Origin of the sequence: Microbacterium algihabitans, from assembly GCF_032464975.1 — a bacterium.
GTDB lineage: Bacteria > Actinomycetota > Actinomycetes > Actinomycetales > Microbacteriaceae > Microbacterium > Microbacterium algihabitans.
On record NZ_JAWDIU010000003.1, the window covers coordinates 400,893 to 417,928 of the forward strand.

Below are 17,036 nucleotides of genomic sequence, written 5' to 3' on the forward strand. Positions count from 1 at the left end.
ACCCGCTGCGCTGCTACCGCGTCGCGCGCTCCAGCAGCTCCAGCACGTGCACGTACGTCTCGCCCGTCGCCTTCGTCATGCCCAGCTCGCAGGTGCGGTTGCACGACGCGAAGGCATCGGCACCGAGCCCGGCGACCTCGGCCGCCTCGGGGGCCGTGGCCGCCTCGGTGAGTTCCGGATGCAGCATGCCCCGGTCCCCCGCGTAGGCGCAGCAGCCCCACGCGTCGGGCACGCGCACCTCGGCCGCCACGGCCTCGCCCAGCGCGCGCAGGGCAGGGTCGATGCCCAGCTGCGTCGACGAGCACGTCGGGTGCAGAGCCAGCAGCTCGGCCACCGGCGTGGGCTCGAGGTGCGGAAGCAGAGCGGATGCCGCGAAGGCCACGGCATCCACCACCCTCACTCCCTCGTCGCGTAGCGTCGCCGCGAAGCCCTCGGTGCAGCTGGAGGCGTCGCACACCACCGGCAGCTCGCCCCCGCGGGAGGCCGCGGCCACCGCCGCCCGGACGCGGGCCGACATCGTCGCGTGGCCCTTCGCGTACCCCTTCGACGACCACGGCGTGCCGCAGCACAGCGCATCGATCCCCTCGGGCACGATCGCCGAGACCCCCGCCCGCTCGAGCAGCCGCGCGAACGCCTCGGTCGCGCCGATGCCGTCGGAGGAGGCGGGTCCGAACATGCTCCCGACGCACGCCGGCAGGAACACCGCGCTCGGCTCGACCCCCACGGCGCCGACCACCCGACCCAAGGCCTTCCGCGACGCTCCGCCGCCGGGCAGCTCGTCCGCGTAGCGGGGCATCGTGTCGGTGCCGAGCACCGCGCGCGCGGCATCCGTCACCGCCCGCACCGCCGGCGTGGGCAGCACGGAGGCGACCGAGAGGGCCGCAGACCCCGCACGCGTCACCGCGCCCCACCCCGTCGCCGCAGCCGACCAGCCGGCGGCGAGCACGGGGTTGGCGTCCTCGCGGCGGAAGCGCTTCATGAGCGTGCCGGTGTTGATGCGCACGGGGCACGCCGTCTGGCACATGCCGTCGACCGCGCAGGTCTGCACGCCGTCGTAGTCGTAGTCCTTCTCGAGCTCCGCGACGAGCGCTCCGTCACCGCGCTCGCGAGCGGCGGTCGACGCGCGCCGCACGACGATGCGCTGGCGCGGGGTGAGGGTGAGCGAGCGGCTCGGGCACACCGGCTCGCAGTATCCGCACTCCACGCAGCGGTCGGCCTCGGGCTCGATCGACACCGGCGTCTTGAGGTTTCGCATGTGCGCGGCCGGGTCGTCGTCGATGATGACACCCGGGTTCAGGATGCCGCGGGGGTCGAGCAGGCGCTTGAGCCGCACCATCACGTCGTACAGCTCGTCGCCGTACTGCCGCCGCACGTAGGGCGCCATCGCGCGACCAGTGCCGTGCTCGGCCTTGAGGTTGCCACCCGCGTCGAGCACGAGGTCGACCATCGCGTCGGTGAACCCCTCGAAGCGGCCGAGGGCCTTCGCGCCCTCGAACCGGTCGGTGAGCATGAAGTGGATGTTGCCGTCTTTGGCGTGACCGAAGATCACACTGTCGGCGTAGCCGTAGCGCGCGAACAGCTCCTGGAGCCCCCCGCAGGTGTCGGCGAGGCGTTCGACGGGCACGACCACGTCTTCGAGCAGGGCCGTGGTGCCGCTCGGGCGGGCGCCGGCGACCGAGGCGTAGAGGCCCTTGCGGAAGGTCCACGCGGCCGCGCGGTCGGCGGCGTCGCTCGAGAAGACCGCGGGGGTGCGCAGGTCCTGCTCCCCCAGCACGTGCGATCCACTCTCGGCGAGCGCGCGCAGGGTCTCGAGGTCGTCGGCGTGATACTCCACGAGCAACGCCGCCTGGGTCGTCGCGTCGAAGCCGTGGATCGCGGCGGGAGTCCCGGCCAGACGCTGGCCGACGCGGAGCGAGGTGGCATCCATCAGCTCCAGGGTCGCCGCGCCCGTCGCGACCAGCGCGGGAAGAGACCGCGTGGCGGCGTCGAGCGTCGGGAACACCGCGAGGGTCGTGGCGATCGCGGGTCGGATCGGCACGGTGCGGAAGGTCGCCTCGGCGACGAACGCGAGCGTCCCCTCCGAGCCGACGACCAGGTGGGCGAGCAGGGCGGCGGGGGTGTCGAAGTCGACGAAGGCGTTGAGGGCGTAGCCCATGGTGTTCTTCATGGCGAACTGCCGCTCGATGAGCGCGACGCTCGCAGGGTCCGACACCACCCGCTCGCGCAGCCGCATGAGCTCGTCGACGAGCGCGGGCTCGCGCTGGGCGAGCAGCCGATCGGCGTCGGGGTCGGCGGTGTCGACGACGGTTCCGGATGCCAGTACCAGCACGACCGATTCGAGGGTGCGGTACGAGTTCTCGACCGTTCCGCACGCCATGCCGCTGGAGTTGTTGGCGACGACTCCGCCGATGGTGCACGCGGCCTCGCTCGCGGGATCGGGGCCGAGGCGGTGCCCGTGCCGCAGGAGCCGCGCGTTGACCTGGCGCACGGTGGCCCCCGGCTGCGCGCGCACGCGCCGGCCGCCGTCGAGCACGTCGATGCGCCCGAATCCCTGCCGCACATCGACCAGCAGGCCCGACCCGGCCGACTGCCCCGACAGGCTCGTGCCCCCGGAGCGGAAGGTCACGGGCGTGCCCGACGCCGTCGCCGCGCGCATCACGGCGCCGACCTCGGCGGCATCCGACGCGATCACGACCGCCTCGGGCGTCAGCAGGTAGTGCGAGGCGTCGTTGGCGTACGCGACCCGGTCGATGGCGCGCGTGCGCACACGGGACGGATCACCGACGGCGGCGAGCACGGGCGCGAGATTCATGCGGCGTCCTCCGGGGTGAGCGGGCGATCGAGCTCCGGCGAGGTCTCGACGAGAGCCCGGATGCCGAGCGGCGGCCCCGCCACGAGCGTCGACGCGTGCGCGACGGCGTGGGCGCCCCACTCGGCGGCCGACGCGGCCGCGACGGCGAGCGGGTCGGCGCCGGAAGCGTTCGCCGCGGGAGCACGCGTGAGGCCGAGGAGGAAACCGGCGAGAGCGGCATCGCCGGCCCCCGCGGTGTTGGCGACGTACGGGGCCTCGGCGCGGGCGAAGACCGCGCGCTCGGCCGTGACGGCGAGCAGCCCGTCTCCGCCCAAGCTGGCCACGACGGTCTCGACGCCGCGGCCGATGATCTCGCGTGCGGCATCGACGACCTCGCCGAGAGTCGCGAGAGGGCGACCGACGGCTGCGGCGAGCTCCTCCGCGTTCGGGGTGAGCAGGTCGATACCGACGGGGTCGGCCAGCAGCGCGGCGAGGGCCGCGCCGCTGGTGTCGACGGCGAAACGCACTCCGCGCTCGGCGGCCCCCGCGCGCACGGCGGCGAGATCGACGAGGGCACCGGTTCCGGCGAGCTCGGGAAGGCTCCCCGACAGCACGAGCCACGACGCGGCGCAGCGGTCGAGCTCTCCGAGCGTCAGCGACACCGTGGCCTCCCAGGCCTCCGGCGACAGCGGCGGAGTCGGGGCGTTGACCTTGGTCGTCGCCCCGTCGGCGTCGATGATCGAGGTGTTCACGCGCGTCGCGCCGGGTACCTCGACGATGCGCAGCAGGGGCGCGGTCAGACCGCAGCGCGCGAACCGCACGTCGTCGGCGCCGAGCACCACCACGGCGGAGGCGTCCGCACCTCCGGCTGCGAGCGCGGCCGCGACGTTGACGCCCTTGCCGCTCACCTCGCGGGTGTAGCTGTCGGCGCGCGCGAAGGCCCCGCGGCGGAGCGTTCCGACCCGATACGTGGCGTCGATGGCGCCGGCGGCGGTCAGGGTGACGATGCCGCTCATGCGGCGCGTCCCGTCACGACGCCGAGCAGCCGTTCGACCTCGGCGGCGACCGCCGCGCGACCGGGAGCCAGCCAGCGGCGCGGGTCGATGGCATCCGGATCCCGCTCGAGTTCGGCGCGCACCGCCGAGGTGAGCACCTGGTTGAGGTGCGTGCCGATGTTGATCTTGCGCATGCCCGCGCGCACCGCTGCGTCGATGCCGGCGTCGGCGACACCGCTCGAGCCGTGCAGCACGAGGGGCACGGGGAGTTCGGCGGCGAGTCGGGCGATCAGTTCCCCGTCGAGGGTGGCACTGCGCTCGCGCATCGCGTGCTCGCTGCCCACCGCCACCGCGAGGGCGTCGACGCGCGTCTCGCTTACGAAGCGCACGGCCTCGGCGACGTCGGTGCGCACCCCGGGGGCGTGAGCGCCCTTGCCGCCGATCTCGCCGAGCTCGGCCTCGATCCATCCGCCCGCCGCGTGCACGCGTTCGGCGACGGCGGCGGTGCGCGCGAGGTTCTCGGCGTCGGTCAGGTGAGCGGCGTCGAACATGACCGAACGGATGCCGACCGCCAGGGCCTCGTCGACGAGGGGCTCGTCGGTGGCGTGGTCGAGGTGCACCACGACGCCTACCCGTGCCGTTTCGGCCAGCCGGAGGGCGGCGGAGGCGGCGGGGGCCAGACCGCCGTGGAAGGCGATGGCGTTCTGCGAGAGCTGCAGGATCACGCCGGTGCCGGCGGTCTCGGCTCCGGTCACGATCGCCTCGGCGACCTCGAGGGTGATGAAGTTGAAGGCCCCGACCGCGCGGTGCGCGGCGAGCAGGGCGGGCATGTCGGCCAGCGGCACGGCGGTGTCTCTCTTGTCGGGGCGGGTGTTGCGCGAGCCCGGTGGCTGAGCCTGTCGAAGCCCCCGGGAGGGAGTGCGGGTGTTGCGCGAGCCCGGTGGCTGAGCCTGTCGAAGCCCCCGGGCGGGAGGGCGGGGTGTTGCGCGAGCCCGGTGGCTGAGCCGTCGAAGCCTCCGGGCGGGAGGGGCGGGTGGTCCCGGCCCTTCGACAAGCTCAGGGACCTGGCGTTGCGCGAGCCCGGTGGCTGAGCCTGTCGAAGCCTCCGGGCGGGAGGGGCGGATGCCGAGACCCCGCGCAACGGCGAGATCCCGGCATCCGGAATCGATCAGCAGGACGACTTGTACACCGCGTCCTTGCCGTCGGTGTCGATGTTGTCCTTGGTGAGGATGGTGAAGCCGGTCTGGATCTTGGCTTCGGTCGCCTCGCCCTTCAGCGCCGCGATGGCCTGCTGCACGCCGTCTTCGCCGATGGTGGCGGGCTCCTGCGCGACGAGCGCCTGAACCGTTCCGGCCTGCAGGGCCTTGACCTGGGCGGGGCCCGCGTCGAAGCCGACGATGGTGACGGCGCCCTGCTTGCCGGCCTGCTGCACGCCGGTGGCCGAGCCCTCGGCGGCGAACAGGTTGGCGGCGAAGATGCCCACGATGTCGGGGTCCTTCTGCAACGCGGCGGTGACGATCTCGGCGGCGGTGGAGGGCTCGTTGTGCGAGTACTGCACACCGACCGACGAGAACTTCGAGTCCTTCGCGACGGCGTCTTCGAAGCCCTTCGCGCGGGCGTCGGTGGTGGAGATGCCGGGGTCAACCGAGACCACGAGCACCTTGCCGCCGTTGGGGTTGGCATCCTGGATGGCCTTGAACGCGGCAGCCCCGCCGCCTTCGTTGTCGGAGGAGATCTGCGAGACCGCACCGGAGGGGTCTTCCAGCGTCGTGTCGACGAGGACCACCTTGATGCCGGCGGCCTCGGCCGCCGCGATGGGCGCCTGCATGGCCGACACGTCGGTGGGGGCGATCAGCAGCGCGTCGGGCTTGGAGGCGACGACGGCGTCGACGATGGGCTTCTGCAGGGTCGGGTCGAACTTCTCGGGGCCCTGCGTGGTGACGGTGGCCCCCTCCTTCTCGGCCTCGGCCTGGATGCCGCACTGCATGGAGATGTAAAACTCATCTCCGGCGACGCCCTGCACGAACGCGATCTTGTAACCGCCGTCCGACCCGCCCGACGCGCCGCCGGACGAGGAGCCGCCGGAGCACCCGGCGAGGACGAGGGTGGCTGCGGCGCCGAGGGTGGCGAACGCGAGAACCTTCTTGTTCCACTGCATTGTGATTGCCTGTTCTCTCTTGATTGGTGTCGGATGCCGGGCCTCAGCCGCGGCGTCCTCCGCTGACGAACTTCCGCCAGAGGCTCTGGGTGTTGCCGCGGGTCGCGGCGGTGCGGCGCACCTGGTCGACGTAGACGGCGGTGATCAGCACCGCGCCGACAGCGACCTGCTGCCAGAAGGGCTGCACGCCGGTGATGACGAAGCCGTTCTGCAGGACGGCCGGGATGAAGAGGCCGACCACGGTTCCGAAGATCGTGCCGACCCCGCCGAAGAGCGAGGTGCCGCCGATGACCACGGCCGCGATCACGTTCAGGTTGGTCTGCGACTGCCCCGCGATCGCGGTGGTCGAGAACTGCGAGAGGGCCAGGATGCCGGCGAGCCCGGCGAGCGCTCCCGACAGCGTGTAGACCGAGATGAGGTGACGGTCGACCTTGACGCCGACGCGGCGGGCGGCGAGCTCGCTGGAGCCGACGGCGTAGGTGTAGAGGCCGAACTTGGTGAAGTGCAGCACGATCGCCCCGATGACGACGACGACGAGCGCGATGACGCTGATGATGGGCAGCGACCCGAACACGTTGCCGTAACCGATCGAGACGGTCAGCACGGTGGGGACGTCGCGGATGTCGACGCCGCCGGTGAGGATCTGCGCGAGCCCCAGAGCCATGCCGAGCGAGCCCAGCGTGACGATGAGCGGCGGGATCTTGGCCTTCGCGATGAGGAAGCCGTTGAGCAGGCCCCAGCACACGCCGCTGAGGATCGACACGATGATGCCGACGGTCGCCACTCCCCAGCCTTCGCCGCCGAGGGCGCGCATCGTCAGGGCCGACACGACGCCCGAGAACACCAGCACCGAGCCGACCGAGAGGTCGATGCCCGAGGTGATGATGATGTAGGTCATGCCGACGCCCAGGACCGCGAGGATCGAGGCGTTCTGGATGATGAGGCGGAAGTTCGACCACTGCGCGAACGAGTCCGGCGCCAGCGCGCTGAAGATCAGCACGATGACGATGAGGATGATGAGGATCTGGAAGGCCTGCGCCTTGAGCAGCCCCAGGAAGAAGTTGGGCTTGGTGTCCTCGAACGTGCCGATGGCGACGGTCTCGGTGGGAGGGGTCTTGGTGCTCATTTGGAGTCGTCCTTCGTGACGGCGCCGGTCATGAGCCCGACGAGTTCTTCCATGGAGGTGTTCTTCGCGTCGACGTTGGCCACGCGGGTGCCCAGGCGCAGCACCTGGATGCGGTCGCAGACCTCCATCACGTGCGGCATGGAGTGCGAGATGAGCACGACGGCGATGCCCTTGTCGCGCACGCGGCGGATCGTCTCGAGCACGTTCTTGGTCTGACGCACGCCGAGAGCGGCCGTGGGCTCGTCGAGGAAGACGAGGCGACCGGCCCAGTGCACGGCGCGGGCGATCGCGATCGCCTGGCGCTGACCGCCCGACATCTCGCCCACGGGCGACGACAGCGATCGCACCGTCGCGCCGAGCTCGTCGAACGCGGCCCGTGAGGCGACGGCCATCTCCTTGGTCTTCATGAAGCCCAGGGCACCGGCGAGGCCGGGGCGGCGGATCTCGCGGCCGAGGTACATGTTCTGCACCGGGTCGAGGTGAGGGGCGAGCGCGAGGTCCTGATAGACCGTCTCGATCCCGAGCGACGACGCCACCTGCGGGTTCGACATCTCGATGGGCTTGCCGTCGAAGAGAATCTCGCCCTCGTCGACCGCGAGATTGCCCGAGAGGGCCTTCACGAGCGTCGACTTGCCGGCGCCGTTGTCGCCGATGAGGGCCGTCACTTCTCCGGGGTAGACCTCGAAGTCGACGTTGTGGAGGGCGCGGACGGATCCGAACTGACGTGACAGGCCACGGGCCTGCAGCACCGGGACGGTCGTGCTGACTGACGACATCGTCAGCTCCTTTCAGGGGTGGGGGTGAGAGAGGCGAGCACGGCGGAACGGTGCTCCGCCGGGTCGAGCGATGACGAGAGGAAGGTGTTCGCGACGTCGGCGAAGGATCCGGATGCCGTGGCCGCGGCGGACCGCGCGGCGAAGGCGGCGAAGAGCGCGGCGCCGTAGGCCGTGCCCTCGTCGTGGGTCGAGACGGTGACCTCGGGCAGCAGCGCGGAGCGCGAGCGCACCACCGACGCCATCGACGACCAGCCGCCGGTCAGCACCGTGGAGGTGGGGGGTGCGACCTCGCGGTCCATCACCGCCATCAGCTCGGCCAGCATGTCGTTGCCGTGGCGCAGGCTCGCCGCGAACAGGTCGGCGGGGCTCAGCCCGTCGCTCTGCGCGACGATCTTCAGCACACCGTCGTCGTTGCGCGCCCCCGATACGGCGAGACCGGCGTCCGAGACGGTGCCGAGCACGGGCAGCGCCATCGCCTCGTCGTCGATGCGCGTGCGCCCCACGGCATCCGTGATGCCGAGCAGCTGCAGCACGCGCCGCATGAGCAGGCCCGACTTCGTGCCCGCCAGCAGCACGTACTTGCCGGGGATGACGTGGCGCACGCAGTTGATGCCGGCGTGGGCGAGGCGCTCGCGCGCGTCGAAGGGCAGGGTGTCGTCGAGCACGCGCACGAGCGCCTCGGCGGTGCCCATCGAGTCGTAGAGCTGGCCGGTGTGCGTGGCCCCGACGGCGACCGCCGAGACGAGGTGGTCGTGTCCGGCGACGGTCAGGGCCGCACCGCGGAAGCCCGCGGGCATGTCGGGATCGGTGAGGGTGCCGACCGGTTCTCCCGCGCTGACGAGGGTGCCGAGAATGCCCTCGTCGACGCCGAGCACGTCGAGCGCCGCCTGCCACGGGGTGCTGTCGTCCTGGTCGATCAGCCCGGTGCGCGAGACGAGCGAGTACTCCGCGACGCGAGGTCCGCCGAGCGCGTGCACGACGAACTCGGGGACGTTCAGGAACGTGGTGCCCGCGAGCGAGATGCCCTGCTCGCGCAGGTGCAGCAGTTTGGCGATGGATGCCAGCGGCCCGACCGGCAGTCCGGTGCGGCCGGGGAACTCGGCGCGGAAGGACTCGGGGGTCGACATGATCTGCGCCGCCCCGCGCGGGTCGAACCACGCCATGATCGGCGCGAGCGCGGAGCCCTGCTCATCGAGCAGCACCCCCGCCTCGGCCATGCCCGAGACCCCGAGCGCGACGACGCGGTAGCCCTCGTCGAGGCGCGCGTCGGCCTCGGCGGCGAGGTCGCGCACGACGGCGATCGCCTCGGCCGCGGTCATCTCGGCCCGACCGTGGTCGAGGTTGGTCCACGGCGAGCGGCGGCTGACGACGAGCACCTGGCGCCCCTCGGGGGTGGCGACCAGCAGCTTTGTGCTGGTCGAGCCCATGTCGATCCCGACGACGTACTCGCTCATCGCACGTCACCGCCGCGGAGGGTTCCGGGCCAGCCGGCGCCGGGGGCAGCGACGAGGATCTCGGCCCCGCCCGTGAGGCGCCATGCGCCGAAGGCGTGCGGCACGGCGTAGACCTGTCCGCGCTCGACGTCGACGCTGCCGGCGTCCGACACCAGGGCGCCCGCTCCCTCGCGCACCAGCACGACCGCGAAGCCGGCCGCGTGCGCCACCGTGTCTCCCGCAGCGTCGAAGAGGCGGAAGTAGGGGTCGGCGGCATCCGGCAGCAGAGAACGGAAGGCGGGTCCCGCCGGGGTCGTGCCGGAGGTGCCGACCAGGGCGTCGAGCGCGTCGGCGTCGAGCTTCTCAGTCGAGACGGCGGGCATGACGGCGTCGAAGCCGAGCTCGAGGTGCGATTCCTCGCGCGTCGAGGTCGTCACCGACCACTCCAGCAGGATCGAGAAGTCGGTGGGTTCCTGCACCTCGGCGACGAAGATGCCCCCGTCGATGGCGTGCACGGTGCCGGCGGGCACGAGCACCCCCATGCCGGGGCGCACGACGACGCGGTTCATGTGGGCGAGCATCCACTCGCTGTCCTGGGCGTCGCGGCGGCGGTCGAGCTCGTCGCGGTCGACGCTCTCGTTCCATCCGACGTACACGGCGCAGTCGTCCTCGGTCTCGAGCACGTACCAGGCCTCGGTCTTGCCGTAGGGGCAGTCCAGGTGCGACGAGGCGAATCCGCGGTCGGGGTGCACGTGAACGGGGAGGCGCTGCCGCGCGTCGAGGAGCTTGACCAGGATGCCGAGGTCTGCGGCATCCCGTCCGCTGCGCGCTCCCACCCAGGCGGCGCGATCGGCGGTCACGAGGTCGCGCAGGAACTCTCCGCCGTCGGTGACGGCCAGGCCGATCTCGTCGGAGCCGAAGCGCGAGACGGTGGAGCCGAGCCACTCCTCGGGCTGACGGTCGGTCTCGGGCACGATGCCGCGGAGGGCGGCGATGCGGTCGCCCCCGCGGTAGAAGTGCTGCACGGGATTGGGGGGCAGCAGGACGGGCTTCATCGCGTCGCTCCGATCGGGTCGAGGGGGAAGGAGGGGGTGACCTCACCCGATCCACGCGGGACCAGACGGGTGGGGACGACGGTTCGGGTGGGCTCCGCGTCAGGGTGCACCGCGAGTTCGCGCAGGCGATGGAAGGCCGCGGCGCCCATGAGACGCGGGTCGTGGTCGACGTAGGTGATTCCGGGCTCGAACACCTCGGCGAGGGTGAAGTCGCCGAACGAGACGAGCGCCGGCATCCGCAGGCCGCGGGCGCGGATCGCCTGCACCGTGCCGATCGCGGCGAGGCTGGTGGCGCACAGCAGGGCGGTGGGCGCGTCGGCACGTTCGAGCAGCCGTGAGGCCTCGGCCGCCTCGCCCGCCTGAAAGCGCTCGTGCGTGACGACGAGCGAGGGGTCGAACGGCACGCCCGCCGCTTCGAGGGCCGAACGGTAGCCGGCCAGGCGGTCGCTGACGGTGGGGTACGGCACGTCTTCGCCCATGAAGGCCACGCGGCGGTGTCCGTGCGAGAGGAGTGCCGCGGTCGCCTCGGCCGCCGCTCCGAAGTCGTCGATGACGACCGCGTCGATGCCCGAACGCGAGCGGTCGACGGTGACGACGGGGAAGCGGGTGCGCAGCCCCGCGAGGGTGGCCGCCCCCACCTCGACGGGGGCGACGACGAGACCGGCCAGGCGGTGGCCGGTCAGGCGTTCGAGCTGCGTGCGCTCGCGGGCCGCGTCGTAGCCGGTGCTGGCGAAGATGACGCTGAGCCCCTCGGCGACCGCGAGCTCTTCGACCACGCTGACGAAGGCGGCGAAGAACGGGTCGCTGATCGCGTCGATGAGGATGCCGATCGTGTCGGCCGCCTGGCGTTTGAGCTCGCGGGCGCTGCGGTCGGGCACGAAGCCGAGGTCGCGTACGGTCCGCATGACCTTGTCGCGGGTGACGGGGAGGACCCCGGTCTCGGCGTTGATGACGCGGGAGACGGTCTTGGGGCTCACGCCCGCGGCGATCGCGACGTCGATGAGGCGAGCGCGCGGACGGGCCGGCGCGGCCTCGGCGACCGCTGCGGCGGCCACCAGTTCATCGTGCGTCATCGCATCCTCGACATCGTTGTCATTTCGGGGCGGATCCCTCGGGTGGGTTCCGATGGAGTCATCCTGGGGCTCCTCGGACAACGTTGTCAAGTCTCGGATCGATCACGGATGACATCGATGTCGAGACCGAGCCCCCACGACGAGCCGGGGGCGAGCGCCCGCAGGAGCCCCGCCTCGCGCGCCGCGCCGCGGCCGTGGATCGTCGCCGCCGTCGCCGGCTCGACACCGAGGACGAGACCGTCATCCTGCGCCACGCGCCACTGGAACATCGCCGGCAGCGCCGTCGTGTCGAAGGAGATCCGGATGCCGAGCCCCGACGCCGCGACCACCTCGGCGCTTACGCGACGATCGCTCGGCAGCTCGTGCCGGAACACCTGTTCGGGGTAGTCCGCGACGGGTGCGGGGAACTCCGCCCAGCCCTCGATCCCCGCCTCGGCGGCCGCATCGCGGGGCACCACGCGCTCCGCGGGAGACCGCAGCACGGTGCCGGCGTCGACCAGCGGCCAGCCGAGGTTCACGTGGTACAGCACCATCGGCTCCACCGGGCGCGACCCGCGGTTGACGATCTCGTCGCGCAACTCGATCCGCCCCTCGCCCAGCGGCACGCGCAGGCACCGCCGCAGCTCCAGGTGCGCACCGAGCACCGTCGCCTCGGTCACGGTCGCCTCGATCACCACGGCATCCGCCTGCACCTCCGCCCGGGTGACGGATGCCGACAGCCCGCTGTACCGCCCGTGCTGCGGATGCTCCCCCTCGGCGTCGGCCGACGGCGGGCCGAACGACAGCAGACCGCACGTGGTCACGAGTCCCCCGCCGAACGCCGCCCCGAAGCCCGCCGTCCCCGGCCGCGGCCACCCGGTCGGCGACATCCAGGCCAACGGCACACCGCGGTGACGCACCTGCCCGAGGTCGAGCCCGCGGTCGGGCAGCAGCTCGATGTCGAGGTCGCCCGCGATCACGCGCAGACGCCGGGTTCCGGCATCGGGTCCGTCACTGCGCACCGAGGCCTCCACCGCCGCGATCTGCGCCGAGAAGCCCGCGCGCCCGAGCGCTTCGTCGATCGATCGTCCGTACAGCTCACCCATGAGCCCCGCCTTCCTCGCCGTTGCGACGCTCACGCTATCAATGTTTGACAACGTTGTCTTGCTCCCCGCATACTGACCGTCGAGCGCAGAGCCGCGCCCCGACACGACGCTTCGGAGACCCACACCCCATGTCGAAACCCCGCCTCAATCGCCTCTTCAACGCCCGATCCGGTCGCGCGTTCGACGTCGCCGTCGACCACGGCGCGTTCCACGAGTACAACTTCCTCACCGGCATCGAAGACATGGCGAAGACCGTCGCGACGCTCGTCGACGCCGGCCCCGACGCCGTGCAGCTCACCCTCGGCCAGGCCCCGTTGCTGCAGGCGTTCCCCGGCAAGCAGAAGCCCGGGCTCGTGCTGCGCACCGACATCGCCAACGTCTACGGCGACCCGCTCGAGATGCCGCTGCACAGCATCCACGTTCCGGATGCCATCGAGGTCGCCGTGCGTCTCGACGCGGTGGCCGTATGCGTCAACCTCCTCGACCTCCCCGGCGAACCGCAGGTGCGCGAGCAGTGCATCCGCTCGATCCTGGCACTGCGCACCGACGCCGAGAAGTACGGGATGCCGCTCATGATCGAGCCGCTCGTCATGCAGACCAAGCCCGGCTCGGGCGGGTACGGGGTCGACGGCGACACCGCCAAAGTCATCACCCTCGTGCGCCAGGCGCGCGAGCTCGGAGCCGACCTCATCAAGGCCGACCCCACCGACGACATCACCGAGTACCACCGGGTCATCCAGGCCGCGGGCGACACCCCGCTGCTGGTCCGCGGCGGCGGGCGCGTCGACGACCGCACGCTGCTCGAGCGCACCCAGGCCGTCCTCGAGCAGGGCGCGCGCGGCATCGTCTACGGACGCAACGTCATCCAGCACCACGACCCGGCCGGCATCACCGCCGCCCTGATGGCCGTCGTGCACGACGACGCCTCGGTCGACGACGCCCTCGCCCTCATCGGCGCCCCCGCGGAAGGAGACCGCGCATGACCGGCAAGAAGATCGGCGTCGGCATCATCGGCGGCGGCCTCATGGGCCGCGAGATCGCGGCGGCGCTGCGACGCTGGCCCGCCCTCATCGACCACCCGGCCGAGCCCGAGCTCGTCGCCGTCTGCGACATCAACCCGGCGGCGTTGGAGTTCTTCGAGCGCATCGACACGGTGCAGCTGACCACGACCGACCATCACGAACTGCTCGCCGATCCCCGCGTCGACGTCGTCTACATCGCGGTGCGCCACGACCTGCACGAGCGTCTCTACGTCGACACCGTGCGCGCGGGCAAGGCGCTGCTGGCCGAGAAGCCGTTCGGCATCGACCGCGCCGCCGCCGACGCGGTCGTGGCCGCAATCGAGGAGAACCCGCAGTCGTTCGTGCGCGTCTCGAGCGAGATGCCGTTCTTCCCCGGCGCCCAGTGGGCCGTCGACTACGTGCGGGCGGGCGGCCTCGGCCGCATCGTCGAGGCGAAGTGCACCTTCCTGCACTCCAGCGACATCGACGTGAACAAGCCCCTCAACTGGAAGCGGCAGAAGCAGTTCTGCGGCGACGCGGGGGTTCTCAACGACCTCGGCATGCACACGTGGCACGTGCCGCTGCGCCTGGGATGGGCGCCCGAGAAGGTCGTCGGCATCCTGCAGGACATCGTCACCGAGCGCCCCGGCCCCGACGGGTCGCCGCAGCCCTGCGACACGTGGGACAACGCCGTGATCCACTCGTGGTCGCGCCACGAGGGCGCCCCGTTCCCCCTCACCACCGAGACCAAGCGCATCGCGCCGGGTCAGAAGAACACGTGGGAGTTCGAGGCGATCGGCATGTCGGGCGGGGTGCGCTTCAGCACCAAGAACCCCAAGAAGGTCGAGGTGTTCGCCTTCGTCGACGTGCCCGGCGTGGGCCGCGAGCAGAGCTGGCAGAGCGTGGATGCCGGGAGCCAGTCCGTCTGGCCCACGGTGACCGGCCCCAACTTCGAGTCGGGCTTCTCCGACGCCATCCTCCAGATGTGGGCGGCCTTCCTGGCCGAGTACCTGGGCGAGCTGGGCGACGGCTTCGGCTGCGTGCGTCCCGAAGAGGCCGCGCTCACGCACCGCCTGTTCGCCGCCGCGATCGCCTCGCACGAGACGGGCGCACTGGTCGCTCCCGAGGCCTGATCGCGCGACGTGAGGGCCCGGACGCGCCACCGGGCCCCACGTCACCGGTCGAAGACGGCCCCACTCCCTATGCTCGGAGGATGCCGTCGCTTCACGGCAGTCCGAGGAGACGCATGCGCAAGACCGGCCGGCCCACGATGATCGACGTCGCCGCCGACGCCGGCGTCAGCCTGAAGACGGTCTCGCGGGTCGTGAACGGAGAGTCGGGTGTCGACCCGGCGATGATCGAACGCGTGCGCGCGTCGGTCGCGCGACTCGGATACCACCGCAACTCCCTCGCCGCGAGCCTGCGCTCCGGCAACCGCGACACGATCGGCTTCATCGCCGCCGACCTGTCGAACACGTTCTACATGGCCGTCGCCGCAGCGGTCTCCCAGGTCGCCACCCGCGAGCGCATGCACGTGGTGATGGCTTCGAGCGAAGAAGACGCCGACCTCGAGCGCACTCTCGCCCTCGACATGTGCCAACGCCAGGTGGGCGGTCTCATCGTGGTCCCCACCGCGGCCGACCACTCCTACCTCGCCCGTGAGGTCGAGCTCGGAACGCCGGTGGTCTTCCTCGACCGCCCCGGCAGCGGCATCCCGGCCGACGCGATCCTGCTCGACAACCGCGGCGGGGCGCGCGACGCCGTGGCCGAACTGCTCGCGGCGGGTCACCGCCGCATCGCCGTGCTGCTCGACGCGCCCTCCATCTACACGATGGCCGAACGCCGTGAGGGTGTGCGCGACGCCTTCGCCGCAGCGGGGCGTGCGCTCGATCCCGCCCTCGTCGTCGAGGGGCTGCACACCCCCGCCGACGCGCGTGACGCGATGGAGCGCCTGCTCGACTCCGCCGACCCGCCCACCGCGGTGTTCGGCACCAACAACCGCCTCACCATCGGTGCGCTCGAGACGATCCTGCCGCGCGGTGCCGACGTCGCCATCGCCGGGTTCGACGACTTCGAGCTGTCGCGCCTGTTGCCCCGCCGCATCCGCCTCGTCGATTACGACGTCGCCGATCTGGGCGCCCGCGCGACCGAGACCCTCCTCGCCCGGGGCGCCGACCCGGCCACCGGCTCGCACACGCAGCTGGTTCCCACGCGCCTCGTCGATCGCGGGGGCGTGCGCTGATCCGCGCCCCCTTCGAAGGGTGACCTGCGGGGTGAAGTAGACCGGGCCTCGCCCCGGGCGTCGCCCTCGCGTGCCGCACCGCGCCGCGTACCCCCGCAGACTGGGGGCTCCCACCACCGACGCAGGAGCACGCACAATGGGCGATTCCCCTCCCCCCTCCGGGGTCTGGACGCCCGTGGCCCTCGGAGCGCTCGACGTGCGCTCCGACGACACGGCGCCCGGTGGTCCCGAAGTGCTCCTCGCCCCGGTCGTCCCCGGCGATGCCTTCTGCCTGGTCGGCGACGGGGCGGCGCTGTGGCGGCGCCTGGTCGCGCAGGGCTCCGTGCACCACGCCGACCTCTCCGCCGACGAACGCGAGCTCATCGATCGCATGAGAGACCTGCACATCGTCGACGCCGACCCCCGCCACCCGTGGGCGGTCACCCACCTCCCCCGCCCCACGCTGTCGTCGCCCACCCACGAACTCGTCTACGCCGTCACCGCTCGTGTCGCCGAGTCGCACGGCATCCGGTGCGTCTTCATCAAGGGCCCGGCGCTGAAGAGCCAGGGGCTGCGCGAGCGGGAGCACTCGGGCGACGTCGACGTGTGGTGCGACCCCGACCGCTGGGACGATCTCGCTGCGGCGCTCGAGCCCTGGGGGTGGACCCGAGAACCCGACCCGTGGCGCGGAACTCCTGTGCACCACACCGCCACGATGACCCCCGCCCGCTGGGGCTGCGAGATCGACGTGCACCGCCGCCTGCCGGGCCTGACGAGAGGCGACAGCGACGCGTTCGCCGCCCTCACCGCCCGCACCTCCGCCGTCCGCTACGCCGGGGTGGAGGTGCGGGTGCCCGACGTCGCCGCGCACGCCGTGCTCGCCGCCGTCCACGCCGTGCGGCCCGAGATCGGTGCGGGTCCCCGCTCGGAACGCGCCTCCGCGCTCGCGACGACGATGCTCGCCGCCGCGCCTACCACCCTCGACAGCGCCGTCGCGCTCGGCGCGGTCGAGGTGTTGCGCACCGAGATCGCCGCGGTCACGCAGACCCCCCTCCCGCCGCGCGACGGAGCCCGACCGCACGATTGGGAGTGGCGAGGTCGCCCCGACCGACTCCGCGCCTACTGGACGGCCCTGCAGACCTTGCCGCCGCTGCTGCGCCTGCGCGTGGGGCTGCGCCTGATCTGGCCCGACGACGACGTCGCGCTCGCCTCCGAACGACGCGCCGGGCGCCCCGTCACCACGGCCGCGGCCGCGAGGCGGAGCCGCCTGACCCGCGGCGTGCGGGAGTGGCTCGGGCGCTCGTCGCGCCGCTGAGCCCCGA

General features: G+C 72.2%; 14 protein-coding genes. 4 read left to right on the forward strand and 10 right to left on the reverse strand.

Features of this window, described 5'->3' with window-relative positions:
- Positions 1-13: 13 nt before the first annotated feature.
- The 10 genes from RWH43_RS11580 to RWH43_RS11625 form a co-directional block, all read right to left on the reverse strand.
- Positions 14-2,812 carry an FAD-binding and (Fe-S)-binding domain-containing protein gene (locus tag RWH43_RS11580; RefSeq protein ID WP_316001550.1) on the reverse strand — a complete coding sequence of 933 codons (2,799 nt, stop codon included), beginning with the start codon at positions 2,810-2,812 and terminating at the stop codon, positions 14-16.
- Positions 2,809-3,807, reverse strand: a complete 999-nt coding sequence (locus RWH43_RS11585; protein WP_316001551.1) for a PfkB family carbohydrate kinase — start codon at positions 3,805-3,807, stop codon at positions 2,809-2,811. Before RWH43_RS11585 ends, RWH43_RS11580 begins: the two co-directional genes overlap by 4 nt.
- Positions 3,804-4,631, reverse strand: a complete 828-nt coding sequence (locus RWH43_RS11590; protein ID WP_230704965.1) for a class II fructose-bisphosphate aldolase — start codon at positions 4,629-4,631, stop codon at positions 3,804-3,806. The genes RWH43_RS11585 and RWH43_RS11590 overlap by 4 nt, the downstream gene beginning before the upstream one ends.
- Before the next feature lie 323 nt (positions 4,632-4,954).
- Positions 4,955-5,944 carry an ABC transporter substrate-binding protein gene (locus RWH43_RS11595; RefSeq protein ID WP_144832111.1) on the reverse strand — a complete coding sequence of 330 codons (990 nt, stop codon included), beginning with the start codon at positions 5,942-5,944 and terminating at the stop codon, positions 4,955-4,957.
- A gap of 43 nt (positions 5,945-5,987) precedes the next feature.
- Positions 5,988-7,070, reverse strand: coding sequence for an ABC transporter permease (locus RWH43_RS11600; protein WP_144832108.1), 1,083 nt, complete (start codon positions 7,068-7,070; stop codon positions 5,988-5,990).
- Positions 7,067-7,846, reverse strand: coding sequence for an ATP-binding cassette domain-containing protein (locus RWH43_RS11605; RefSeq protein WP_154097221.1), 780 nt, complete (start codon positions 7,844-7,846; stop codon positions 7,067-7,069). The genes RWH43_RS11600 and RWH43_RS11605 overlap by 4 nt, the downstream gene beginning before the upstream one ends.
- A gap of 2 nt (positions 7,847-7,848) precedes the next feature.
- Positions 7,849-9,300 (reverse strand): FGGY-family carbohydrate kinase, encoded by a 1,452-nt coding sequence (locus RWH43_RS11610; protein ID WP_316001552.1) that lies wholly within the window; start codon positions 9,298-9,300, stop codon positions 7,849-7,851.
- Positions 9,297-10,334: a class I mannose-6-phosphate isomerase gene (locus tag RWH43_RS11615; RefSeq protein ID WP_316001553.1), complete on the reverse strand. Its 1,038-nt coding sequence runs from the start codon at positions 10,332-10,334 to the stop codon at positions 9,297-9,299. Before RWH43_RS11615 ends, RWH43_RS11610 begins: the two co-directional genes overlap by 4 nt.
- Positions 10,331-11,407, reverse strand: a complete 1,077-nt coding sequence (locus RWH43_RS11620) for a LacI family DNA-binding transcriptional regulator (RefSeq protein ID WP_316001554.1) — start codon at positions 11,405-11,407, stop codon at positions 10,331-10,333. Before RWH43_RS11620 ends, RWH43_RS11615 begins: the two co-directional genes overlap by 4 nt.
- Positions 11,408-11,493: 86 nt before the next feature.
- The gene (locus tag RWH43_RS11625; protein ID WP_316001555.1) at positions 11,494-12,525 is read right to left on the reverse strand and encodes an aldose 1-epimerase family protein; all 1,032 of its coding nucleotides are present in this window, start codon (positions 12,523-12,525) and stop codon (positions 11,494-11,496) included.
- A gap of 95 nt (positions 12,526-12,620) precedes the next feature.
- On the opposite strand from RWH43_RS11625, the gene RWH43_RS11630 reads away from it, so the two are divergent.
- The 4 genes from RWH43_RS11630 (at position 12,621) to RWH43_RS11645 (ending at position 17,029) form a co-directional block, all read left to right on the forward strand.
- Positions 12,621-13,475, forward strand: coding sequence for a class I fructose-bisphosphate aldolase (locus RWH43_RS11630; RefSeq protein ID WP_154097216.1), 855 nt, complete (start codon positions 12,621-12,623; stop codon positions 13,473-13,475).
- Positions 13,472-14,626, forward strand: coding sequence for a Gfo/Idh/MocA family protein (locus tag RWH43_RS11635; protein ID WP_144832089.1), 1,155 nt, complete (start codon positions 13,472-13,474; stop codon positions 14,624-14,626). Before RWH43_RS11630 ends, RWH43_RS11635 begins: the two co-directional genes overlap by 4 nt.
- 113 nt (positions 14,627-14,739) lie before the next feature.
- Entirely contained in the window at positions 14,740-15,735 is a 996-nt protein-coding gene (locus tag RWH43_RS11640; RefSeq protein ID WP_154097215.1) for a LacI family DNA-binding transcriptional regulator, read from the forward strand.
- Between the two features lie 136 nt (positions 15,736-15,871).
- Positions 15,872-17,029 (forward strand): nucleotidyltransferase family protein, encoded by a 1,158-nt coding sequence (locus RWH43_RS11645; RefSeq protein ID WP_316001556.1) that lies wholly within the window; start codon positions 15,872-15,874, stop codon positions 17,027-17,029.
- Positions 17,030-17,036 lie beyond the last annotated feature (7 nt).